Source organism: Actinoplanes sp. KI2 (assembly GCF_025630775.1).
In the GTDB taxonomy this organism is placed as follows: domain Bacteria; phylum Actinomycetota; class Actinomycetes; order Mycobacteriales; family Micromonosporaceae; genus Actinoplanes.
In genome coordinates, this window is record NZ_JAOSZE010000015.1 from 134,301 (window position 1) to 153,844 (window position 19,544).

Below are 19,544 nucleotides of genomic sequence, written 5' to 3' on the forward strand. Positions count from 1 at the left end.
ACCTCGCTACGGTTATCGCGTGTCTCAGATCCCGTGGTGGGGGCTGCCCCTCATCGCCGTGGTGTTTGCCCTGGGTGGGGCGGCCACGGCGCACTTCGTGACCGCCCGTGACGAGATCGTGCGCAGCCGCCGGAAGCGGACCCGGCGATGGTACGAGGAGCGCAAGGACGCGTACGTCGGCCTGCTCGCCGTCTTCGAGCGCGACACCTACCGCTTGCGCGCTGCTTATGACGCCGGCAGCAAGCCGGCCCCGGCGCTGGCCTACGTGGACGAGGTGGGCCCGGCGCTGATGCGGGTGCGGCTGCTCGCCTCCGGGCCGGTGCGCAGCGCGGCCCTCGCCGTACACATTCTGTTGCAGCGGTTGCACGGCGAGATGAATCCGGCGGCGGTGTCCGGCGTGCAGCCGCAGATCCATTTCCGCGAGTTGCTCACCCAGGTCCCGCTGGTCATGCAGCAGTTCGAGGCGGCGATCCGGGAGGAGCTCGGGATCGAGACCGAGCCGCCGCAGAGCAACGGCCGGGTGCGCTTCCTGACCCGCAAGCCCGCACTGGATGATCTTGAAGATATCGGGCAGGATCTAAGCCGTGAGCGATGACCAGGTAACCGCGGCCGTCATCCGCAGCGGGATCGTGGCGATCCTGCGCGCGCCGACCTCCGACGGGTTCGCCGCCGTCGCCGACGTGCTGGTCGGCGCCGGCATCACGGCGCTCGAGGTGACGCTGACCTCGCGCGGCGCGATCGAAGCGATCGCCGGACTGCGCCGCCAGCTGCCCGACGCGGTGGCGATCGGCGCGGGCACGATCCTGACCGCCGCCGAGGCGAAGGCCGCGGTCGACGCCGGCGCCGCCTTCCTGGTGTCCCCGGTGCTCGACGCCTCGCTGGTGGCGAGCTCGCCGGTCCCGTTCTACCCCGGCACCGCCACCCCCACCGAGATGTACGCGGCCCACCAGGCCGGCGCGCCCCTGGTGAAGCTGTTCCCGGCCGGCGGCCTCGGCCCGCGTTTCCTGCGCGACGTGCGCGGTCCGCTGCCACAGATCGACGTGATGCCCACCGGCGGCATCAAGATCGAAGACATCGCCGACTGGCTGCTCGCCGGGGCGAAAGCGGTCGGCATCGGCAGCCCGCTGATCGGCGACGCCGCGACCGGCGGCAGCATGAAGGCTCTCGCCGCCCGCGCCAGGCACGCGGTCAGCGCGGTCTCCTTCGCTCGCTCATGAGCGGGCTGTTCACCTTCGGCGAGTCGATGGGCGTGGTCAACGCCGACGGCATCGGCCCGCTCGCCCACGCCCGGACGTTCTCGTTCGGGATCGGCGGCGCGGAGAGCAACGTCGCGATCGGCGTCGCTCGTCTCGGCGGCGAGGCGACCTGGCTCGGCCGGGTCGGACCGGACACGACCGGCTCGCTGATCGGTCGCCGGCTGACCGACGCCGGCGTCCGCGCGGTGGCGATCCCGGACGACACGTTCACCGGGCTGATGGTGCGATACCAGCGGTCGGGCGAGTTCCTGCACGTCGACTACCACCGCGCGGGCAGCGCCGGTTCGCGGCTCACCCCCGCCGACATTCCGGCCGCCGAGGTGCGCGCGGCCGGGATCGTGCACGTCACCGGGATCACCCCGGCGCTCAGCGGGACCTGCCGGGCGGCGGTCTTCCAAGCGGTCGAGACCGCTCTCGCGGCCGGCGTCCCGGTGTCGCTGGACGTGAACTATCGCAGCAAGTTGTGGTCGCGGCCGGAGGCGGCAACCGTGCTGCGCGACCTGGTGTCGATGGTCGACATCGTGTTCGCCGGCCCGGACGAGGCGAGCCTGTTCGTCGACGACGACTACCCGGGTGGCCTGGCCAAGCTCGGCCCGACCGAGGTGATCATCAAGGACGGCGCCCGCGGCTGCGTCGCGCAGATCAACGGCGAGCGCTACCGGGCCGCCGCGCTGCCGGTGACCGTGGTCGACCCGGTCGGCGCGGGCGACGCGTTCGTGGCCGGCTACCTCGCCGACCGGCTGGCCGGCGCGGCGCCCGAGGCGTGCCTGGCCACGGCGATCGCGGCCGGCGCGTTCGCGGTGACGGTCCCCGGCGACTGCGAGGGCCTGCCCGACCGCGCCGAGTTGGCGGCGCTGACCGGCGGCGACATCAGGCGGTAGGGCGGGCGGCGCGGCGACGTCAGGCGGTAGCGCGGGCCCGGAGCCGGCGGAGCATGCGGGCGTCGGTGAAGCCGACCGCGCGGGCCGCCGACTCGACCGTCGCGCCGTGGCCGATCAGGTACTCCGCCCGCTCGACCCGCAGCACCTGCTGGTAGCGCAGCGGCGTCTGGCCGGTCGCGGCGGTGAACAGCCGGGTCAGCGTGCGCTCGCTGACCCCGGCGCCGGAGGCGAGACCGCCCAGCGGCAGCGGCGAGGCGAAGCCGGCATCGATCGTGTCCTGCACCCGATGCACCACGTCGGACAGGTGCGCGCGGTGCCGCAGCATCGCGCTCGCCTGCGGCTCGTCGCCGTTGCGCCGGGCGTAGACGACCATCTCGCGGGCCACCCGCGCCGCGGTCGCCGGGCCGTGCCGCTGCGCGACCAGGTGCAGCGCGAGGTCGATGCCGCTCGCGATGCCGGCCGAGGTGACCACCCGGTCGTCGCCGACGTAGAGCACGTCGCGCACGACGGTGGCCCGCGGGTAGTCGCGAGCCAGGTCGTCCTGCAGGTCGTGATGGGTGGTGCAGCGCCGGCCGTCGAGCAGGCCGGCCCGGCCGAGCGCGTCGGCGCCGGCGCAGACACTGGCCACGGTGCCGCCCCGCTCGTGATGCGATCTGATCCGGTCGAGGGTGGCGGTCGCGAACGCGCCGAAGCCCTCCCGCCAACCCGGGACCAGCACGAGATCATCCGGGGTCAGTGCCGGCCACTCCACCGACGCGTGCAGCGCCACGCCCTGCCACGTCGGCACGGGTGATTTTTCGGAAACGTAGGACAGGTCGTAGCCGTCGGCGGTGCTGAACACCTGGGCCGGCCCGGCGAGGTCGAGCAGGTGCACCTGCGGCGTCAGCACGAACACCACCCGGCTCACGATCCGGTCACCCCTTCAAATAGTCGTCCGTATCGCGCACCGCGGCGAATCGGCCGGCCAGCGCGTATTCGGTGCGGCGCACGACCTCCGCCGCGGCAAGCGTACGCGGGTCGGCCAGCAACTCCTCGACCGTCTGGTCGGCGGGGGCGTCCCGGTGCGGAATCGGGAACGTGCCGGTGGCGTCGGTGACGAAGGTGACCTCGTACCCGAAATCGGAGGCCACCCGCGCCGTGGTCTCCACGCACTGCTCGGTGCGCAGCCCGCAGACCGTCACGGCATTCACGCCCGCCATTGTCAGCAGCTGCCCCAGATTGGTGGTGGTGAAGGCGTTGTGCGAGGTCTTGGTCACCAGCGGCTCGTCCTTGGCCGGCTCGAGCTCGGCGACCACCCGCACGTGCCCGTTGGCCGGGTCGAACTCGCCGCCGCTGCCCGCCTCGGCATGCAGCACCCACACCACCAATTCGCCGGCCGCGCGTGCCGCCTCCACGAGCCGCCCGACATTCGCGATCAGCTCCGGATTGTCGAGCGTCCGCCACAGCGGCCGCACCCGGAACGACTCCTGCACGTCGATCACGATCAGAGCATTGGTCATGCGTCGATTCTTCGCGTCCGGCTGCGCCGTCCGGAAGACACCTTCGCGACCACGGCCGGAACGATCCGGTCACCCTGCTTTGCCCGTACGGGAAATGCTTGGTCCCGTGGTTCGCGACGCGAGCGCCGTCGTTGGTCGCGCCATTGCCGCGACCACCGGGCGGAGCTGCCGGGTTGCGGTACGGTGCGGGGGCTACGACTCAGAGAGGCCGCCCCATGCCCGAACGTATCGTCAGTCCCACCGGTCGCGGTCTGCTCCTGCTGGACTCGCACCCGACCGGCTGCGCGGCCAACGTGGCCCGGCTGCGGGCCGAGGCGGACGAGCCCGCCGGCGTCCCCGCGGACGGCCCGGTCGCGATCGTCATCGGGTCCAGCGCCGGGTACGGCCTGGCGGCCACCATCGCGGGCCTGGTCCAGCACGGCATCCGCGGTGTCGGGGTCAGCTTCGAGCGCCCGCCGGGCCGCCGCACCGGCACCGCGGGCTGGTACAACACGATCGCGACCGACGCGATCGCGCGCGAGCTCGGGCACGACTTCTCGTTCGTGAACGACGACGCCTTCGCCGACACGACCAAGAGCAGCGTGCTGGATCTGATCGCGAAGCGCTACGGCGGCGTCGACTGTCTCATCTACAGCGTCGCCGCGCCGCGCCGCACCGACCCGCGCAGCGGCGTCACGTACCAGTCGGTGATCAAGACGCTCGGCGCGCCGTTCTCGACCAAGAGCCTCGCGTTCGACTCCGACGGCGGTGCGACCCTGCAGGACATCACGGTGGAGCCGGCCGACGAGGCCGAGGCCGCGGCGACCGTGCAGGTGATGGGCGGCGAGGACTGGTCCCGCTGGGTCGACGCGCTGCTCGAGCGCGGCCTGGTGCGCGACGGTTTCCGCACGGTCGCCCTGACCTACATCGGATCGAGCGTGACCGCGCCGATCTACCGCAGCGGCACGATCGGCGCCGCGAAGGCCCACCTCGAGGCGTCGGCGAAGGGCCTCACCGACCGGCTCGCCGCGGTCGGTGGCAGTGCCACCACGGTGGTGAACGGCGCCGCGGTGACCCAGGCGTCCACCGCGATCCCGACCATCGCGCTCTACACCAGCCTGCTGCGCTCGGTGCTCGGCCCGCGCATGCAGTCCCCGGTCCAGCAGTCGGTGCAGCTGTGGGAATTCCTCACCGGCAAGAGGCCGGCCGACCTGGACGACGAGGGCCGCATCCGGCTGGACGGCTGGGAGCTCGACCCCGGCGTGCAGTCCGCGGTCGCCGAGCGCTGGGGTCTCATCACCCCCGACAACCTCCAGGAACAGGCCGACCTGGCCTGGTTCCGCAGTCAGTTCCGCGCCCTGTACGGCTTCGACCTGCCCGGCGTCGACTACGCCCAGCCGGTCGACCCGGACCTGCCTTGGCCGTCCCACTAGGACGGCTCTTGACTCTCGGGTGACCGGAGAGTCGATGCTGGTCGGGTGAACGACGACCGCCTCCTCAGCATCGGCAGCTTCGCGCTGCTCACCGGCCTGACCGTCACCACGCTGCGGCACTACGACGAGGTCGGGGTGCTGCCGCCGGCGTTGGTCGACCCGGCTACCGGGTATCGCCGCTACCGGCAGGAGCAGGTGCCCCGGGCGCGGCTCGTGCGGGCGATGCGCGAGCTGGAGATGCCGGTCGACGAGATGCGGCGGGCGCTCGCCGCTCCCGATCCCTCCGCGGCGATCGCCCGGCAGCGGCAGGAGCTGCTGCGCCGGGCTGCCGCCCTGACCGCGCTCGCCGCGCCCGGAAGGCCCACCATGCGCATCGTCCAGGCCACCATCAACGTCGTCGACCGCGCTGAGTTGATCCGGTTCTACGAGACCGCGTTCGACGCCTCGTTCCAGGTGGAGACCGGCTCGTTCGTCTTCGGCCACTGGCCCAGCGACGACTTCTTCCTGCTCACGCTCGCCGACCCGGACACCCATCCGGGCGCCGCCGGGCCCGCGCGGTTCGGCCTGGTGGTCGACGACCTGGACGGGTCGCATCGGCGAGCGCTCGACGCCGGGGCGGCCCAGGTCTACCCGCCGGTCGAGCGGCCGTGGAAGCCGCGATCCTCCTGCCTGATCGACCCGGCCGGTAACCACATCGACCTCTACCAGGCATAACGCCGTTCGCGGCACCCTTCGGTGCCGCTGTGTGCCAAGACGGCTTGAATGTGTGCCATACGCGTGCCATAGTGGTGCCATGGACCTGACGTCGTACGTGAACAACCTCGGCCGCGAGTTCGCCACCCTCGCCGAGGCGGGCGGCCCGGAGGCGCGTGCGCTGGTCGAGCGCCTGACCGGGTCCCTCGAATCGGCGATCCGGATGACGTTGCTGGATGCGTTGTCGGCGGCGGCCGACGAGATCACGCAGGATCTGGCGCCGGGGTCGGTGGCGGTGCGGCTGCGCGGGCGGGACCCGGATTTCGTGGTCAGCCTGCCGGCCGCGGAGGCGCCGGAGCCCGCCGCCGAGGGCGAGCTGCAGGTCGCCGAGGACGGGCCGGCGGCGCGGATCAACGTACGCATGCCGGAGCATCTGAAGGCCGCGATCGAGGAAGCCGCCGCCCGGGAGGGCCGGTCGGTCAACGCCTGGCTGAGCCGGGCCGCCGCGGCCGCCCTCCAGCGCACCGATCAGCGCCCCGAACCGCGCGGCGGCGCGGCCCGCGGCGCGCGGCAGTTCAGCGGATGGGTCCGCTGACGACACGCCACTGACCACTAAAACAGCCAACCGAGTCATCACGAGGGGACAACCATGCCTACTTTCGAGACGCCTGAATCGATCAGCGTCACTCTCGACCTCAGCGTCGGCTACGTGCGGTTCGTCGCCGGCGACCGCGCCGACACCGTCGTCGACGTGCGACCCAGCGACGAGGCCGAGGAGTCCGACGTGGAGGCCGCGCGGCAGATCCGCGTCGACCTCGCCGGCGGCGAGCTGCGGGTGATCGGCCCGAAGCGGACCTTCGACTTCTCCCGCAAGCTGCGCTCGGTCGACGTGACCATCGAGCTGCCCACCGACTCCCGGGTCAACGCCCAGGTGCAGATGGGCGACCTGCGCACGGCCGGCCGGCTCGGCGAGACTCGGCTGAAGACCTCGGCCGGGAACCTGTCGGTCGAGCGGACCGGCGCCCTGCGCCTGGACACGTCGGCCGGCACCGTCACGGTCGGCGCGGTCACCGGCGACGCCGAGATCTCCACCGGCGCCGGCAGGGTGCAGGTCGGCGAGGTCCGGGGCTCGGCGGCGGTGAAGAACTCCAACGGCGCCACCGTGATCGGCTCGGTCACCGGGGACGTGCGGGTCCGCGCCGCCAACGGCGACATCGAGATCGAGCAGGCCGACGCCGGCGTCGACGCGAAGTCCTCCAACGGCGACGTACGCCTCGGTCAGGTGGCCCGCGGCTCGGTCGTGGTCGAGACCGGCATGGGCGGGCTGGACATCGGCATCGCCCAGGGCACCGCCGCCTGGCTGGAGGCCAAGACCGGCTTCGGCCACGTGCGCAACCAGATGGACAACGCCACCGGGCCGGAGGAGGCCGCCGAGACCGTCCAGGTCCGCGCCCGCACGTCGTTCGGCGACATCACCGTCCACCGTTCCTGACCCGAACCCGCCATCTCCCCGGAAAGGGACGTCATGACCAGCCAGCACAACCGGCCGGCGATCGCCGTGACCGGACTCCGGAAGTCGTTCGGTGACCACCTCGTGCTCGACGGCATCGACCTGACCGTCCCGCCGGGGACCGTCTTCTCGCTGCTCGGCGCGAACGGCGCCGGCAAGACCACCACCGTCAAGATTCTCACCACGCTCAACCGGGCCGACGCCGGCGAGGCCCGGGTCGCCGGCCACGACGTGGCCCGCGAGCCGGACGCGGTACGCGCCGCGATCGGTGTCACCGGCCAGTTCTCCGCCGTGGACAAGTTGCTCAACGGGGCGGAAAACCTGCGGCTGATGGCCGACCTGCACCACCTCTCCCGCGCCGAGGGCCGGGAGCGCGCCGGCCGGCTGCTCGAGCGGTTCGACCTGACCGACGCGGCCCGGAAACCGGCCGCCACCTACTCCGGCGGCATGCTGCGCCGGCTCGACCTGGCGATGACCCTGGTCGGGAACCCGCAGGTGATCTTCCTGGACGAGCCGACCACCGGGCTGGACCCGCGCAGCCGCCGCGAGATGTGGCAGATCGTGCGGGACCTGGTGGCCGACGGCGTCACCGTCTTCCTCACCACGCAGTACCTGGACGAGGCCGATGAGCTGGCCGACCGGATCGCGGTGCTGGACGGCGGCCGGGTGGTCGCCGAGGGCACCGCGGAGGAGTTGAAGCGCCGCATCCCCGGCGGGCACGTCCGCCTGCACTTCGCCGGCGAGGACCAGCTCGACGCCGCCCGGCGGGTGCTCGGTCAGGCCACCCGGGAGGGCGACGCGCTCGCCCTGCGGGTGCCCAGCGACGGCAGCCTGACCGCCTTGAAGACCCTGATCGACCGGCTCGACGAGCGGGCCGTCAAGGTCGACGAGATGTCCGTGCACACCCCCGACCTCGACGACGTCTTCCTGGCGTTGACCGGCAACCGCACCACCGAGAGGGTGACGAACTGATGAGCACCTCGACCCTGGCCCCGGCCGACCTTCGCTTCCACCCGCTGCGCGACTCCGCCACGATGCTGCGCCGCAACCTCAAACGGATGCTGCGGTACCCGTCGATGACCATCACGCTCATCGGGATGCCGGTCATCTTCCTGCTGTTGTTCGTCTACGTGTTCGGCGGCACGCTCGGTGCCGGCCTGCAGGGCGGCGGCGGACGGGCCGCGTACGCCAACTACGTGGCGCCCGCGATCATCCTGATGACCATCACCGCCGTCGTGCAGGGCACCGCCATCTCGATCGCGATGGACATGACGGAGGGCATCGTCGCCCGGTTCCGCACCATGCACATCGCCCGCGTCTCGGTGCTGACCGGGCACGTCCTGGGCAGCGTGATCCAGGCGATGATCGCCCTGGCGGTGGTGATCGGGGTGGCGCTGCTGGTCGGCTTCCGGCCCGCCGCCTCGCTCGTCGGCTGGCTGCTCACGGCCGGCTTCCTGGTGGCGGTGACCTTCGCGCTGGTCTGGTTGTGCGTCGCGCTCGGCCAGGTGAGCAAGACCGTGGAGACGGCCAGCAACATTCCGATGCCGCTGATCCTGCTGCCGTTCCTCAGCAGCGGCTTCGTCCCGACCGACTCGATGCCGGCCGGCCTGCGCTGGTTCGCCGAGCACCAGCCGTTCACGCCGATCATCGAGACCATGCGCGCCCTGCTGATGGACAAGCCGGTCGGCAACGACGGGTGGATCGCGCTGGCCTGGTGCGCGGTCATGGCGCTCGGCGGCTACCTGTGGTCGAGGAAGCTCTACAACCGAGAGTCCTGAGCTCTACAACCGAGAGTCCTGAGCTCTACGACCGAGCGTCCTGGGCTCTACGACCGAGAGTCCTGGGCTCGGCGACCGCGGGTCCTAGGATCGGGCCGTGGAGACGGCGGGGCTGGTGCTGGCGGCGGGTGGCGGGCGCCGCTATGGCATGCCCAAGGCGCTCGTCGCGTACGAGGGAAAACTGCTGGTGGAACGCGCAGCCGAAACCTTGCGCCAAGCCGGCGTGGAACACAGCGTGGTGGTGCTCGGGGCGCAAGCCCCGAGCGTCCGCGAGCGAGCGGCCGACCTCCCACCCACCGTGATCAACCCGGACTGGGCCGGCGGGATGGGCTCGTCGCTGCGGGTGGGGCTGGAGGCGCTGACGCAAACGACGGCACAGGCCGTAGTCGTGCTGCTGGTCGACATGCCCAACGTGACCGCGGAAGCGGTGCGCAGAGTGACCGCCTTCGCCGCCGATGACGCTCTGGTGATGGGCGGTTACGGCACCCGGCGTGGTCACCCGGTGCTGCTCGGCCGCCGGCACTGGCCCGGCGTGATCGCGACGGCCACCGGCGACCGGGGCGCCCGCGACTACCTGCGAGCGCACGCCGACCAGGTGCGGGTCGTCCCGGTGGACGACGTCGCCGACGATTTCGATCTGGACGTGCAGCCGTGACCGATCTGCGCGCACTCCTCGACGACCTGTACGCCGAGGGCCAGGCCTTCGACGCCACCAGGCCGGACCGCCGCGACCGCCGCCGCAACCTGGAACCGGACGCCGCCGAACTGCTCACCATGCTGCTCAGGGTGGGCGGCGCCCGCGACATCGTGGAGATCGGCACCTCGAACGGCTACTCCACACTCTGGCTGGCCGCCGCGGCCCGCGACACCGGCGGCACGGTGACCACCGTGGACGTGGCTCCGCCCGCCGAGGCCCTGGCCAATGCCGAGCGAGCCGGGCTGCGCGCCCAGATCACCTTCGAGACCGGCGACGGCGGCGCCTATCTGACCGGCCGCCCCGACCACAGCGTCGACCTGCTCTTCCTGGACGCCGACCGCCCCGAGTACCCGAGCTGGTGGCCACACCCGAAGCGGGTGCTGCGGCCCGGCGGCGTGCTCGCCATCGACAACGTGCTCTCCCACCCCGACGAGGTGCGCCCCTTCCTGGCCCTGATCGCCGCCGACCCCGCCCTGACCGCCGCCACCTTCGCCGTCGGCAAGGGCCTGCACGTGGCGGTCCACCTACCCGGGTAGGACGAGTGCGCAGAGCACGCAGAAAGGCCGGAGATCCGTGGCGGCGGTTCTCCGGCCTTCGCTGCTACCAAGCTATCGCGAGTCCGCGCCTTTCGGGTGCTGATTCTCGACCGGCGTGGCGTCGATCCGGCCGGCCGGTCCGGACCCGGCACGACCGTTCGTCATCCGGGCATGGAAACCTTTCGCATCGACGTTCCGCAGCGCGATCTCGACGACCTCCACGACCGCCTGGATCGGGCCCGCTGGCCGATCTCGTTCCCGGACGAGGACTGGGACTACGGCGTGCCCGCCCAGTACGTGCGCACCCTGGCCGAGTACTGGCGGCACGGCTACGACTGGCGGCGCACCGAGGCGCGGCTCAACGCGTACCCGCAGTTCCGCACGGTCATCGACGGCCAGCCGATCCATTTCGCGCACGTCCGGTCCCCGCGGCCGGATGCGCTGCCGCTGATCCTCACGCACGGCTGGCCGGGTTCGGTCGCCGAGTTCCTGGACGTGCTCGGGCCGCTCTCCCGCGACTTCCACCTGGTCGTGCCCTCGCTGCCGGGCTTCGGGTTCTCCGGGCCGACCCGCGAGCGCGGCTGGAACCCGACCCGGATCGCACACGCCTGGGCGGCGCTGATGCGCGAGCTCGGGTACGAACGGTTCGGCGCGGCCGGCAACGACTGGGGTTCGACGATCTCGCCCGAGTTGGCCCGGGTCGCGCCGGACGCGGTCGTCGGGGTGCACGTCACCCAGATCTGGACCGACGGGCCGGTCGAGGACCCGACGCCGGAGGAGCGGGCCGCGCTGGACAACCACGCCTGGTTCGCCGAGCACATGAACGCCTACGCCGTGGTGCAGGCCCAGCAACCCCAATCCCTGGCGTACGCGCTGACCGACTCGCCGATCGGCCTGCTCGGCTGGCACTGCCTGATCTACCGCGAGGGGGTGGACGCCGACTACGTCCTGGACAACGTCTCGATCCACTGGCTGACCGGGACGGCCGGGAGCGCGATCCGGATCTACCGCGAGTTCGCCCGGCAAGCGCCGTCGACCGGTCGGCCGGCGGCGCCGCTGGGATACGCCCAGTTCCGCGACGACTACCAGCCGATTCGCCGGTTCGTGCCGCCGGGCACCGTGTGGACCAGATATGACGCCGGTGGGCATTTCGCCGCGCATCAAACCCCTGACCTGCTGGTCAACGATGTGACCGAGTTCTTCGCGCGCCTAAAGTAAGACACCGCGGCGACCGATCGAGTGGCCATGCGCATGCGAGTCCTCGGCACCCTGCTCACCGCGGCGGCCGTCGGTACGGCCGGCCTTGCCGCCCCCGCCCAGGCCGCCGAGGGCCAGGTGTTCGGGGCGAACGCCGACGGCGCCATTCCCGGGCAGTACATCGTCACGCTCAATGACGGGATCGGCGCCCGAAGCACCGGCATCAGCGCGCAAAGCACCGGCATCGGCGAGACCACGTACGTCCAGCGGATGACCGCCGTCGAGGCGCGCCGGCTGGCCGCGAAGCCGAACGTCGAGTACGTCGAGCAGGACCGGGTGCTGCACGCCGCCGCCACCCAGCTGAACCCGACCTGGGGGCTGGACCGCATCGACCAGCGGGCGACCAAGCCGTCGAGGTCGTACACGCCGATGGACGACGGCAGCGCGGTGCACGCGTACGTGATCGACACCGGTATCCGGATCACCCACACCGAGTTCGGCGGGCGGGCCTCGTACGGCTACGACTTCGTCGACGACGACGCGACCGCCGCGGACTGCAACGGACACGGCACGCACGTGGCCGGCACGATCGGCGGAGCACACTACGGCGTCGCGAAGAAGGTCAAGCTGGTCGCCGTCCGGGTGCTCGACTGCGCCGGCTCGGGCACGCTCTCCGGCGTGATCGCCGGGGTCGACTGGGTGACCGCACACGCGCAGAAGCCCGCCGTCGCGAACATGAGCCTGGGCGGCGGCCGCAGCACGACGCTCGACGCGGCCGTGCAGCGGTCGATCGACTCGGGCGTCACGTACGCGGTGGCGGCCGGCAACGACGACGTGAACGCCGGCCGGGAGAGCCCGGCCGCGCTGCCCGCGGCGATCACCGTGGCCGCGTCGGACAGCTCGGACCGCCGCGCCTACTTCTCCAACTACGGCAAGGTCATCGACCTGTTCGCGCCGGGTGTGAACGTCCGCTCGGCGTTCGCGAGCAGCGACACCGCGGTGGCCACCGACAGCGGCACCTCGATGGCGACGCCGCACGTGACCGGGGCGGCCGCGCTGGTGCTCGACGCGGCGCCCGGCTGGACCCCGGCCCAGGTGCGCGACTTCCTGGTCGCGCACGCCACCACCGGCAAGATCAAGGACGTGATGGGCTCGCCGAACCGGCTGCTGTTCGTGCCCGCCCCGCCGACGGCCCCGGTGATCAAGTCGACCGGGATCACGGTCACGGCCGGCCGGCCGGTCAAGCTGACGCTGACCGCGAGCCGCCGGGGCACCTGGAGCGTGGTGACGGGGATGCTGCCGACCGGGCTCCGGCTGTCCCCGAGCGGGGTCATCTCCGGGACGCCGGTCGCGCCCGGCACCGCGGCCGTGAAGGTGCGCTTCTTCGACTATGTCCCGTACACGATCACCAAGGCTTTGACCGTCACGGTGCTCAGGTCGAAGCCCGTGATCACCGGGACGCTGCCGGCCGGCGCGGTGGGCGTGGACTACTCGGCCAAGCTGACCGCCGACCGCACCGTCACCTGGCGGCTGGCCTCGGGCACGCTGCCGGACGGCCTGACCCTCGCGGCGGACGGCACGATCGCCGGCCGGCCCACCGCGCCCGAGGGACGGACCTTCACGGTCGGCCTCCGCGACGGCTGGGGCAACACGGCAACCGCACAGGTCACGCTGCAGATCGACGGATGAGTGAGCGCGCTCGCCCGGCGGCCGGGGGCACGGAGTCACCGGGCGAGCGCTTCATGTGCACCGGAAAATCTAGTGCGCGGAATTGTCAGCGGCCTGTATTGAGGCTGTGCTCTGGCTGTGTGCGTACGTCTCGGCGATCGCCTTCGACTCCGGCAGGTCCGCCTCGACCACCGGCAGACCGGGCGCGACGTCCGCGCCCAGCTCGGTGAGCAGCTGCCGCAGCAGCGCCTCCGCGGCGGCAGCCTGGGGCGCCACGCCCGCGGTCACCACCGGGACGGCCCGCTTGCCGGCGAGAGCCTGCGCCGGCAGCTGGTCCAGCAGCACCTTGAGCACCCCGGTGTAGCTGCCCTTGTAGGTGGGCGTCGCCACCACCAGCACCTCGGCCGCGCGCAGCAGCTGAACGGCCTTCGCGGTCGGCTCGTCCCCGGGCGTGAGCAGGCCGGCGCCCAGCTCGCCGACCTCGACGACCTCGACGACCTCGACCGGCACCGACTTCTCCGCGGCGCCCGAGGCCGGCGCGCCGGCCTTCTCCGCGGTGCCCGAGGCCGGCGCGACGGCGGCGAGCGCCGTGCCGACCGCGACGGCCAGCGTGGACGTGCGCGATCCGGGGCGCGGGTTGCCGGACACGACGACGATGCGACTCATGACTCTCCCGATGTGAGCAGGGGCAGGACGTTCTCCCCGAACCGGTACGCCTCTTCGAGGTGCGGCTGGCCGGAGAGGATGAAGTGGTCGATGCCGAGCGCTTGATACTCGGCGATCCGCGCGGCGACCTCGGCGTGGCTGCCCACCAGGGCGGTGCCGGCGCCGGGCCGCACCAGGCCGAAACCGGCCCACAGGTTGGGCGACACCTCGAGGGAGTCGCCGGTGGTGAGGGCGGCCATCCGGCGCTGCCCCTCGGACTCGGTGCGGGCGAATTGGCGGCGCGCCGCCTCGATCTCGGCGGCGGGGACCCGGGCGATCAGGGCGCGGGCGACCCGCCACGCCTCGTCCGCGGTGTCCCTGGTGATCACGTGCAGCCGGATGCCGTACGTGAGCTGCCGGCCGGCGTCCTTCGCGAGCGTTCGCACGGCGTCCAGTTTGGCCGCCACCGCGGCCGGCGGCTCACCCCACGTCAGGTAGGTGTCGGCGTGCCGGGCCGCGACCGGCAGGGCGGCCGGCGACGAGCCGCCGAAGAAGATCGGCGGGATCGGGTCGGGCGCCGCGCGGACGGTCGCGCCCTGCACGTCGAAGAACTCACCCCGGTTCGTGTACGGGATGCCCGCCCACGCCCCGCGTACCACCTCGAGGAACTCCGCGGTCCGGGCGTAGCGCCGGTCGTGCCCGAGGTGGTCGCCGAAGCGCCGCTGCTCCTCGCCCTCGCCGCCGGTGACCACGTTGAGCGCCAGCCGGCCGCCGGAGATCCGCTGGTAGGTCGCGGCCATCTGGGCGGCCAGCGTCGGCGAGAGCAGCCCGGGCCGGAACGCGACCAGGAACTTCAGCCGCTCGGTCTCGCCGAGCAGCGCGGCGGTGGTGATCCAGGAGTCCTCGCAGAACGTGCCGGTCGGGGTGAGCACCGCCTCGAAGCCGGTCCGCTCGGCCGCCTTGGCGACCAGCGCGAGGTAGCCGAGATCCGGCGGCCGGGAGGTGTCGGCGGCGAGCCGGGACTGCCCGCCGCTGACGATGTCGTGGCTGTCGCCGGAGGTCGGCAGGAACCAGTGAAAGCGCATGTCAGGCCGCCCGCCGCAGGTGCGCGTAGTGACCGTCGTGGTAGACCAGCGGGGCCGCGCTCAGGTCGTCGTGGTGCTCGCCGATCTCCGGCGAGGCGAGCACGATCGAGTGGTCGCCGGCCTCGACCCGGCGCACCACCCGGCAGACGATCCGGGCCAGCACGCCGTCGAGCAGCGGCACCCCCTCCGGCCCCGGCCGCCACCCGCCGTGCGCGGCGAAGCGGTCGATGCCGCGGGTCGCGAAGGTGCGGGCCACGTGCTCCTGTTCCTGGGTGAGTACGTGCACCGCGACCAGGTCGGCGGCGGCCACGGCCGGCCACGCCGAGGCGGTGTGCGCGAGGCAGAACGAGACCAGCGGCGGGTCGAGCGAGACCGAGGTGAACGAGGTGGCGGTGAAGCCGGCCGGCGGCTGCCCGGGCGCCGTGATCACCACCACGGCGGCGGCGTGCCGGCGGAGCAGCTGCCGGAAGAGATCGGTATCGACGAGCGAGGTGACGGTCACGGGTTCTCCTAGCGTGCTGCGCCGGTGAGCTCGCGGTGGCGCAGCTCCTGCCGGACGAGCGGGATCAGGTGCCGGCCGTAGTCGACGGCGTCGTCGACCGGGTCGTAGCCGCGGATCAGAATGGTGGTGACGCCCAGGTCGACATAGTCGAGCAGGGCCCGGGCGACGGTCTCGGGGTCGCCCACCAGGGCGGTGGAGTTGCCCTGCGCGCCGCTCGCGGCGGCGGTGGCCGTCCACAATGCCCGGTCGTGCCGGTCCTGCTTGGCCGCGGCGGCGAGGAGCCGCTGGGAGCCGACGTTCTCCGGACTGCGTCCGCCCAGCACTCCGGCGAACGGGCCGTTGGCCTTGATGCCGGCCAGGATTCGCGACGCGCGTTCCCAGGCCAGCTCGTCGGTGGCGGCCAGGATCGGGCGGAACGAGACGCTGATCCCGAGCGGGCCGCGCCCGGCGGCGGCAGCGGCGGCCTGCACCGAGGCGATCTGCTCGGCGGTCTCGGCCAGCGGCTCGCCCCACAGCGCGAAGGTGTCGGCGGTCCGGCCGCCGACTCGGTAGGCGGCCGCGGACGACCCGCCGAAGTAGAGCGGGATCCGGTGCGCCGGTTGCACCTCGGCGGCGAAGTTCTCGAACCGGTAGAAGCGGCCCTCGTGCGAGAACGGCTCGGCGGACGACCAGGCCCGGCGCAGGATGGTCAGGTACTCCTCGGTCCGCGCGTACCGGTCGTCCTTGGTCAGGTAGTCGCCGTCGCGGCGCTGCTCGGCGTCCGAGCCGCCGGTGATCGTGTGCACCGCGACCCGGCCGCCGCTGAACTGGTCGAGGGTGGCGAAGGTGCGCGAGGCGAGCGTGGGTGCGACGAAGCCGGGGCGGTGTGCGATCAGCAGGCCGATCCGCTCGGTGTGCGCGGCCGCGTACGCCGCGACCTGGGTGGCGTCCGGCGAGGACGAGCCGTACGCGATGAGCATGCGGTCGAACCCGGCGTCCTCGTGGGCCCGGGCGAATCGCCGCACGTAGGCGGGGTCGACCACGGGCCCGGCGGGCGGCCGGGTCTCCGACTGGTCCCGCGTGGCGATCATGCCGACGAATTCGACGGTCATTGGTGCTCCCATTTCTTGGGATAGAGGATCTGCTGGATCAGCCTCGCGCCGGAAACGCGGCGCAGTCAACGGTTGTCCCATATCCTAGTAAGCCTAGGGAATATGGTTGACATGGGGGAGATGGGGTTGTCAGAGTTGCGGCCATGTCCACTACCGCGATCGCCGGTCCCGCCCTACAGGCGGAGGCCGGGGCGACGCCCCCGAAGAAGCGGGCTCTGCCGTACCGGACGATCTCCTGGGCCGTCCCCGTCCTGCTGCTGCTCGTGTGGGAGCTCGCCAGCCGAGCCGGCCTCATCGCGTCCAACGTGCTGCCGGCGCCGAGCTCGGTCGGCACCACCGCGTGGCATCTCACCCAGACCGGCGAACTGCCGCACCACCTGTGGGAGAGCATCAAGCGGGCCGCCGTCGGCCTGGCCATCGGCGCGACGGTCGGGCTGGTGCTGGGCGTGCTCACCGGCTTCTCCCGGCTCGCCGAGTCGATCATCGACCGGAACATCCAGATCATCCGGGCGATCCCGTTCCTGGCGATCCTGCCGCTGGTGATGGTCTGGTTCGGCGTCGGCGAGAGCGGGCGGTACTTCCTGGTCGCGCTGGGCACGATGTTCCCGATCTACCTCAACACCGTGCTCGGCATCCGCCAGGTCGACCCGAAGCTGCTCGAGATGGGCCGGGTCGTCGGCCTGAACCGGTTCGAGCTGATCCGGGCGGCCATCCTGCCCGGGGCGCTGCCGTCCATCCTGCTCGGCCTGCGTCTCGCGCTCACCAACGCGTGGCTCGCGCTGGTCATCGCCGAGACGGTCGGCGCGCCGGCCGGCATCGGCTTCATGGCCACCAACGCCCGCGAGTTCCTGCAGACCGACGTGATCGTGCTGGTCATCGTGCTGTACGCGCTGATCGGCCTGTCCACCGACCTCTTCGCTCGCGGCCTCGAACGCCGCTTCCTTGCCTGGCACCCCAACTATTACGGAGGAAAGAAGTGACCCTGTCCCGCCGCAAGATTCTCGGCGCCGCGCTGGCTCTGCCCGCTCTTGGCTTGCCCGGTCTGGCTGCCTGCGGGAACGAGGCCGCCGCCTCCGACTCCAGCGGCCGTAAGAAGGTCCGCCTCACCTACGGCGCCATCTCGGTGCCCAAGACCCGCGGCGTCTTCGAGAAGACGCTCAAGGATCAAGGCATCGACGTCGAGTGGGTCGGTCCGTTCCCGAACCACGCGCCGACCCTGCAGGCCGTCGCCACCAACACCGCCGACTTCAGCTTCGGCGGCAGTTCCACCCCGGCCGACCAGGCGCTGCTCTCCGGCAACAAGCTCGTCTACGTCGCCTGGTCGAAGTCGTCGCCGCGGACCAGCTCGATCATCGCGCTGCCGAACAGCGGGATCACCAGCGTCAAGGACTTGGCCGGCAAGAAGGTCGCGGTCAACAAGGCCGGGCTCGGCGAGTTCCTGCTGGTGGCCGCCCTGGAGAAGGACAACGTGCCGCGCGACTCGGTCACCTTCACCTACCTCAACCCGCCGGACGCCGCGCCCGCGTTCGGCAGCGGCAAGGTCGACGCGTGGTCGATCTGGTCCGGCCCGCTGGAGCTCGCCGAGGTGCAGTACGGCGCCAAGCGGATCTTCGAGGACGGCAAGGAGTTGGACAAGCAGATCGACTTCGGTAGCTACCTGGTCCGCGAGGACTACGCGAAGAAGGAGGGCGACACGATCCGCAAGGTCATCGCGGCGTACAAGGCCGAGCAGGACTGGGCCAACGCGAACCCGGCCGAGGCGCAGAAGATCGGCAACGCGGTCTCGAAGTACCCGCAGGGCGTGGTCGACAAGCTGGTGGCCCAGAACGTCCAGGTCACCTGGAGCCTGATCAACGACGACGGGATCGGCCAGCTCCAGGCCGGCGCCGACTGGCTCACCGCACACCAGGTGCTCAGCGGCAAGATCAATATCGCCGACCACGCGGTGCGGCTGTGAGCGCCGTCAAGGCCACCAGGATCACCCGGCGTTACGGCGAGCGCACCGTGCTCGCCGACCTCGACCTGGAGATCGAGCGGGGCGAGTTCGTCGCCCTGCTCGGCAAGAGCGGCTGCGGCAAGACCACGCTGCTGCGGACGCTGGCCGGGCTCGACCCGGTGGACGGCGGCACCCTCGAGGTGCCCGAGCGGCGCACGGTGGTCTTCCAGGAGCACCGGCTGCTGCCCTGGTGGCGGGTCTGGCGCAACGTCGCGATCGGTCTTCCCCGGTCCGCTGCCCGGGCCCGCGCCCAGTCGGCGCTCGAGGAGGTCGGGCTGGACAAGCACGCGAACGCGTGGCCGGTCACCCTCTCCGGCGGCGAGGCACAGCGGGTGGCGCTGGCGCGAGCTCTGGTACGCGAGCCCGAGTTGCTGCTGCTCGACGAGCCGTTCGCGGCCCTGGACGCGCTGACCCGCTTGCGCATGCACGGCCTGGTCCGTGCGCTGACCACCCGGCACCGCCCGGCGGTGCTGCTGGTCACCCACGACGTCGACGAGGCGATCCTGCTCGCCGACCGGGTGGTGACCATGCGAGACGGCCGGCTCGCCGCCGAGCACCGGGTAACGTCCGAGGCTCGCGACCGCGGATCGGCCCCCTTCGCCGCCCTGCGCCACGCGCTCCTCGGTGAGCTGGGGGTCGTCGAACCCTTGGAGCACGCATGAGCGACCACTTCCACCAGAGACTGCACCACGTCATCCCGAAGGGCCTGTCCGCCGACACCGCACAGACCTCCGGGATGACCCGGGTCGAGGCGATCAGCGGCAAGACCGTCGGCAGCGAGGCGCTGTGGATGGGGGAGACGCACGTGGCGGCCGCGACCGCCAGCGACAACCACCATCACGGGGAATCCGAGACGGCGATCTACGTCGTACGCGGAAATCCGGTCTTCGTCTTCTACGACGAGGACTCGGGCGCTGAGCGGCGGCTGGAGACGAAGCCGGGCGACTACGTCTTCGTCCCGCCGTGGGCGCCGCACCGGGAGGAGAACCCCGACCCGGAGAACGAGGCCGTCGTTGTGATCGCCCGCACGACACAGGAGGCGATCGTCGTCAACCTGCCGTCGTTGCATTAGCCTATTTATCAGATAGGAAATGTAGC

At 72.0% G+C, this 19,544-nt stretch carries 23 protein-coding genes; 17 read left to right on the top strand and 6 right to left on the bottom strand.

All coding sequences use genetic code 11. The features are described from left to right. Window positions 1–19 precede the first annotated feature (19 nt). The 3 genes from ODJ79_RS17690 to ODJ79_RS17700 are packed head-to-tail and all read left to right on the top strand — an operon-like array spanning window position 20 to window position 2,137. On the top strand, window positions 20–595 hold the full coding sequence (locus ODJ79_RS17690; protein WP_263024574.1) for a hypothetical protein: 576 nt from the start codon (window positions 20–22) through the stop codon (window positions 593–595). Next, complete coding sequence (locus ODJ79_RS17695) at window positions 585–1,217, top strand: bifunctional 4-hydroxy-2-oxoglutarate aldolase/2-dehydro-3-deoxy-phosphogluconate aldolase (RefSeq protein WP_263024575.1); 633 nt, start codon at window positions 585–587, stop codon at window positions 1,215–1,217. Before ODJ79_RS17690 ends, ODJ79_RS17695 begins: the two co-directional genes overlap by 11 nt. Next, entirely contained in the window at window positions 1,214–2,137 is a 924-nt protein-coding gene (locus ODJ79_RS17700; protein ID WP_263024576.1) for a sugar kinase, read from the top strand. Before ODJ79_RS17695 ends, ODJ79_RS17700 begins: the two co-directional genes overlap by 4 nt. Window positions 2,138–2,156: 19 nt before the next feature. Here ODJ79_RS17700 and ODJ79_RS17705 read toward each other — a convergent pair whose 3' ends face one another. Next, a complete protein-coding gene (locus tag ODJ79_RS17705) occupies window positions 2,157–3,044 on the bottom strand; it encodes a GlxA family transcriptional regulator (RefSeq protein WP_263024577.1) in 888 nt (295 codons plus the stop codon). Window positions 3,045–3,051: 7 nt separating this feature from the next. After that, window positions 3,052–3,636, bottom strand: coding sequence for a cysteine hydrolase family protein (locus ODJ79_RS17710; protein WP_263024578.1), 585 nt, complete (start codon window positions 3,634–3,636; stop codon window positions 3,052–3,054). Window positions 3,637–3,851: 215 nt separating this feature from the next. On the opposite strand from ODJ79_RS17710, the gene fabV reads away from it, so the two are divergent. The 10 genes from fabV (at window position 3,852) to ODJ79_RS17760 (ending at window position 13,148) form a co-directional block, all read left to right on the top strand. Further along, window positions 3,852–5,048, top strand: coding sequence for an enoyl-[acyl-carrier-protein] reductase FabV (gene fabV, locus ODJ79_RS17715; protein ID WP_263024579.1), 1,197 nt, complete (start codon window positions 3,852–3,854; stop codon window positions 5,046–5,048). 45 nt (window positions 5,049–5,093) lie between these two features. After that, complete coding sequence (locus tag ODJ79_RS17720; protein WP_263024580.1) at window positions 5,094–5,762, top strand: MerR family transcriptional regulator; 669 nt, start codon at window positions 5,094–5,096, stop codon at window positions 5,760–5,762. A gap of 79 nt (window positions 5,763–5,841) precedes the next feature. Then, entirely contained in the window at window positions 5,842–6,336 is a 495-nt protein-coding gene (locus ODJ79_RS17725; protein ID WP_263024581.1) for a hypothetical protein, read from the top strand. A gap of 54 nt (window positions 6,337–6,390) precedes the next feature. Further along, window positions 6,391–7,233 (top strand): DUF4097 family beta strand repeat-containing protein, encoded by an 843-nt coding sequence (locus ODJ79_RS17730; protein WP_263024582.1) that lies wholly within the window; start codon window positions 6,391–6,393, stop codon window positions 7,231–7,233. A 33-nt stretch (window positions 7,234–7,266) separates the two neighbouring features. Continuing rightward, complete coding sequence (locus ODJ79_RS17735; protein WP_263024583.1) at window positions 7,267–8,223, top strand: ATP-binding cassette domain-containing protein; 957 nt, start codon at window positions 7,267–7,269, stop codon at window positions 8,221–8,223. Further along, complete coding sequence (locus tag ODJ79_RS17740; protein ID WP_263024584.1) at window positions 8,223–9,029, top strand: ABC transporter permease; 807 nt, start codon at window positions 8,223–8,225, stop codon at window positions 9,027–9,029. The genes ODJ79_RS17735 and ODJ79_RS17740 overlap by 1 nt, the downstream gene beginning before the upstream one ends. 97 nt (window positions 9,030–9,126) lie before the next feature. Further along, window positions 9,127–9,684: an NTP transferase domain-containing protein gene (locus ODJ79_RS17745; protein ID WP_263024585.1), complete on the top strand. Its 558-nt coding sequence runs from the start codon at window positions 9,127–9,129 to the stop codon at window positions 9,682–9,684. Continuing rightward, on the top strand, window positions 9,681–10,262 hold the full coding sequence (locus tag ODJ79_RS17750) for an O-methyltransferase (protein WP_263024586.1): 582 nt from the start codon (window positions 9,681–9,683) through the stop codon (window positions 10,260–10,262). The genes ODJ79_RS17745 and ODJ79_RS17750 overlap by 4 nt, the downstream gene beginning before the upstream one ends. 171 nt (window positions 10,263–10,433) lie before the next feature. Next, entirely contained in the window at window positions 10,434–11,480 is a 1,047-nt protein-coding gene (locus ODJ79_RS17755; RefSeq protein ID WP_263024587.1) for an epoxide hydrolase family protein, read from the top strand. A gap of 27 nt (window positions 11,481–11,507) precedes the next feature. Next, window positions 11,508–13,148 (top strand): S8 family serine peptidase, encoded by a 1,641-nt coding sequence (locus tag ODJ79_RS17760; RefSeq protein ID WP_263024588.1) that lies wholly within the window; start codon window positions 11,508–11,510, stop codon window positions 13,146–13,148. A 69-nt stretch (window positions 13,149–13,217) separates the two neighbouring features. Here ODJ79_RS17760 and ODJ79_RS17765 read toward each other — a convergent pair whose 3' ends face one another. From ODJ79_RS17765 to ODJ79_RS17780, 4 genes are read right to left on the bottom strand one after another with little or no spacing between them, the layout of a single operon-like run. Continuing rightward, the gene (locus tag ODJ79_RS17765) at window positions 13,218–13,793 is read right to left on the bottom strand and encodes an NADPH-dependent FMN reductase (protein WP_263024589.1); all 576 of its coding nucleotides are present in this window, start codon (window positions 13,791–13,793) and stop codon (window positions 13,218–13,220) included. After that, window positions 13,790–14,857: an LLM class flavin-dependent oxidoreductase gene (locus ODJ79_RS17770; protein ID WP_263024590.1), complete on the bottom strand. Its 1,068-nt coding sequence runs from the start codon at window positions 14,855–14,857 to the stop codon at window positions 13,790–13,792. The genes ODJ79_RS17765 and ODJ79_RS17770 overlap by 4 nt, the downstream gene beginning before the upstream one ends. A 1-nt stretch (window position 14,858) precedes the next feature. Continuing rightward, the gene (locus ODJ79_RS17775) at window positions 14,859–15,359 is read right to left on the bottom strand and encodes a flavin reductase family protein (RefSeq protein ID WP_263024591.1); all 501 of its coding nucleotides are present in this window, start codon (window positions 15,357–15,359) and stop codon (window positions 14,859–14,861) included. Between the two features lie 8 nt (window positions 15,360–15,367). Beyond that, entirely contained in the window at window positions 15,368–16,450 is a 1,083-nt protein-coding gene (locus ODJ79_RS17780) for an LLM class flavin-dependent oxidoreductase (RefSeq protein WP_263024592.1), read from the bottom strand. Between the two features lie 143 nt (window positions 16,451–16,593). On the opposite strand from ODJ79_RS17780, the gene ODJ79_RS17785 reads away from it, so the two are divergent. The 4 genes from ODJ79_RS17785 to ODJ79_RS17800 are packed head-to-tail and all read left to right on the top strand — an operon-like array spanning window position 16,594 to window position 19,518. Continuing rightward, window positions 16,594–17,430 carry an ABC transporter permease subunit gene (locus tag ODJ79_RS17785; RefSeq protein ID WP_263024593.1) on the top strand — a complete coding sequence of 279 codons (837 nt, stop codon included), beginning with the start codon at window positions 16,594–16,596 and terminating at the stop codon, window positions 17,428–17,430. Next, window positions 17,427–18,407, top strand: coding sequence for an NrtA/SsuA/CpmA family ABC transporter substrate-binding protein (locus ODJ79_RS17790; RefSeq protein ID WP_263024594.1), 981 nt, complete (start codon window positions 17,427–17,429; stop codon window positions 18,405–18,407). Before ODJ79_RS17785 ends, ODJ79_RS17790 begins: the two co-directional genes overlap by 4 nt. Then, on the top strand, window positions 18,404–19,108 hold the full coding sequence (locus tag ODJ79_RS17795) for an ABC transporter ATP-binding protein (RefSeq protein ID WP_263024595.1): 705 nt from the start codon (window positions 18,404–18,406) through the stop codon (window positions 19,106–19,108). Before ODJ79_RS17790 ends, ODJ79_RS17795 begins: the two co-directional genes overlap by 4 nt. Further along, entirely contained in the window at window positions 19,105–19,518 is a 414-nt protein-coding gene (locus tag ODJ79_RS17800; protein WP_263024596.1) for a cupin domain-containing protein, read from the top strand. Before ODJ79_RS17795 ends, ODJ79_RS17800 begins: the two co-directional genes overlap by 4 nt. Window positions 19,519–19,544: the final 26 nt, after the last annotated feature.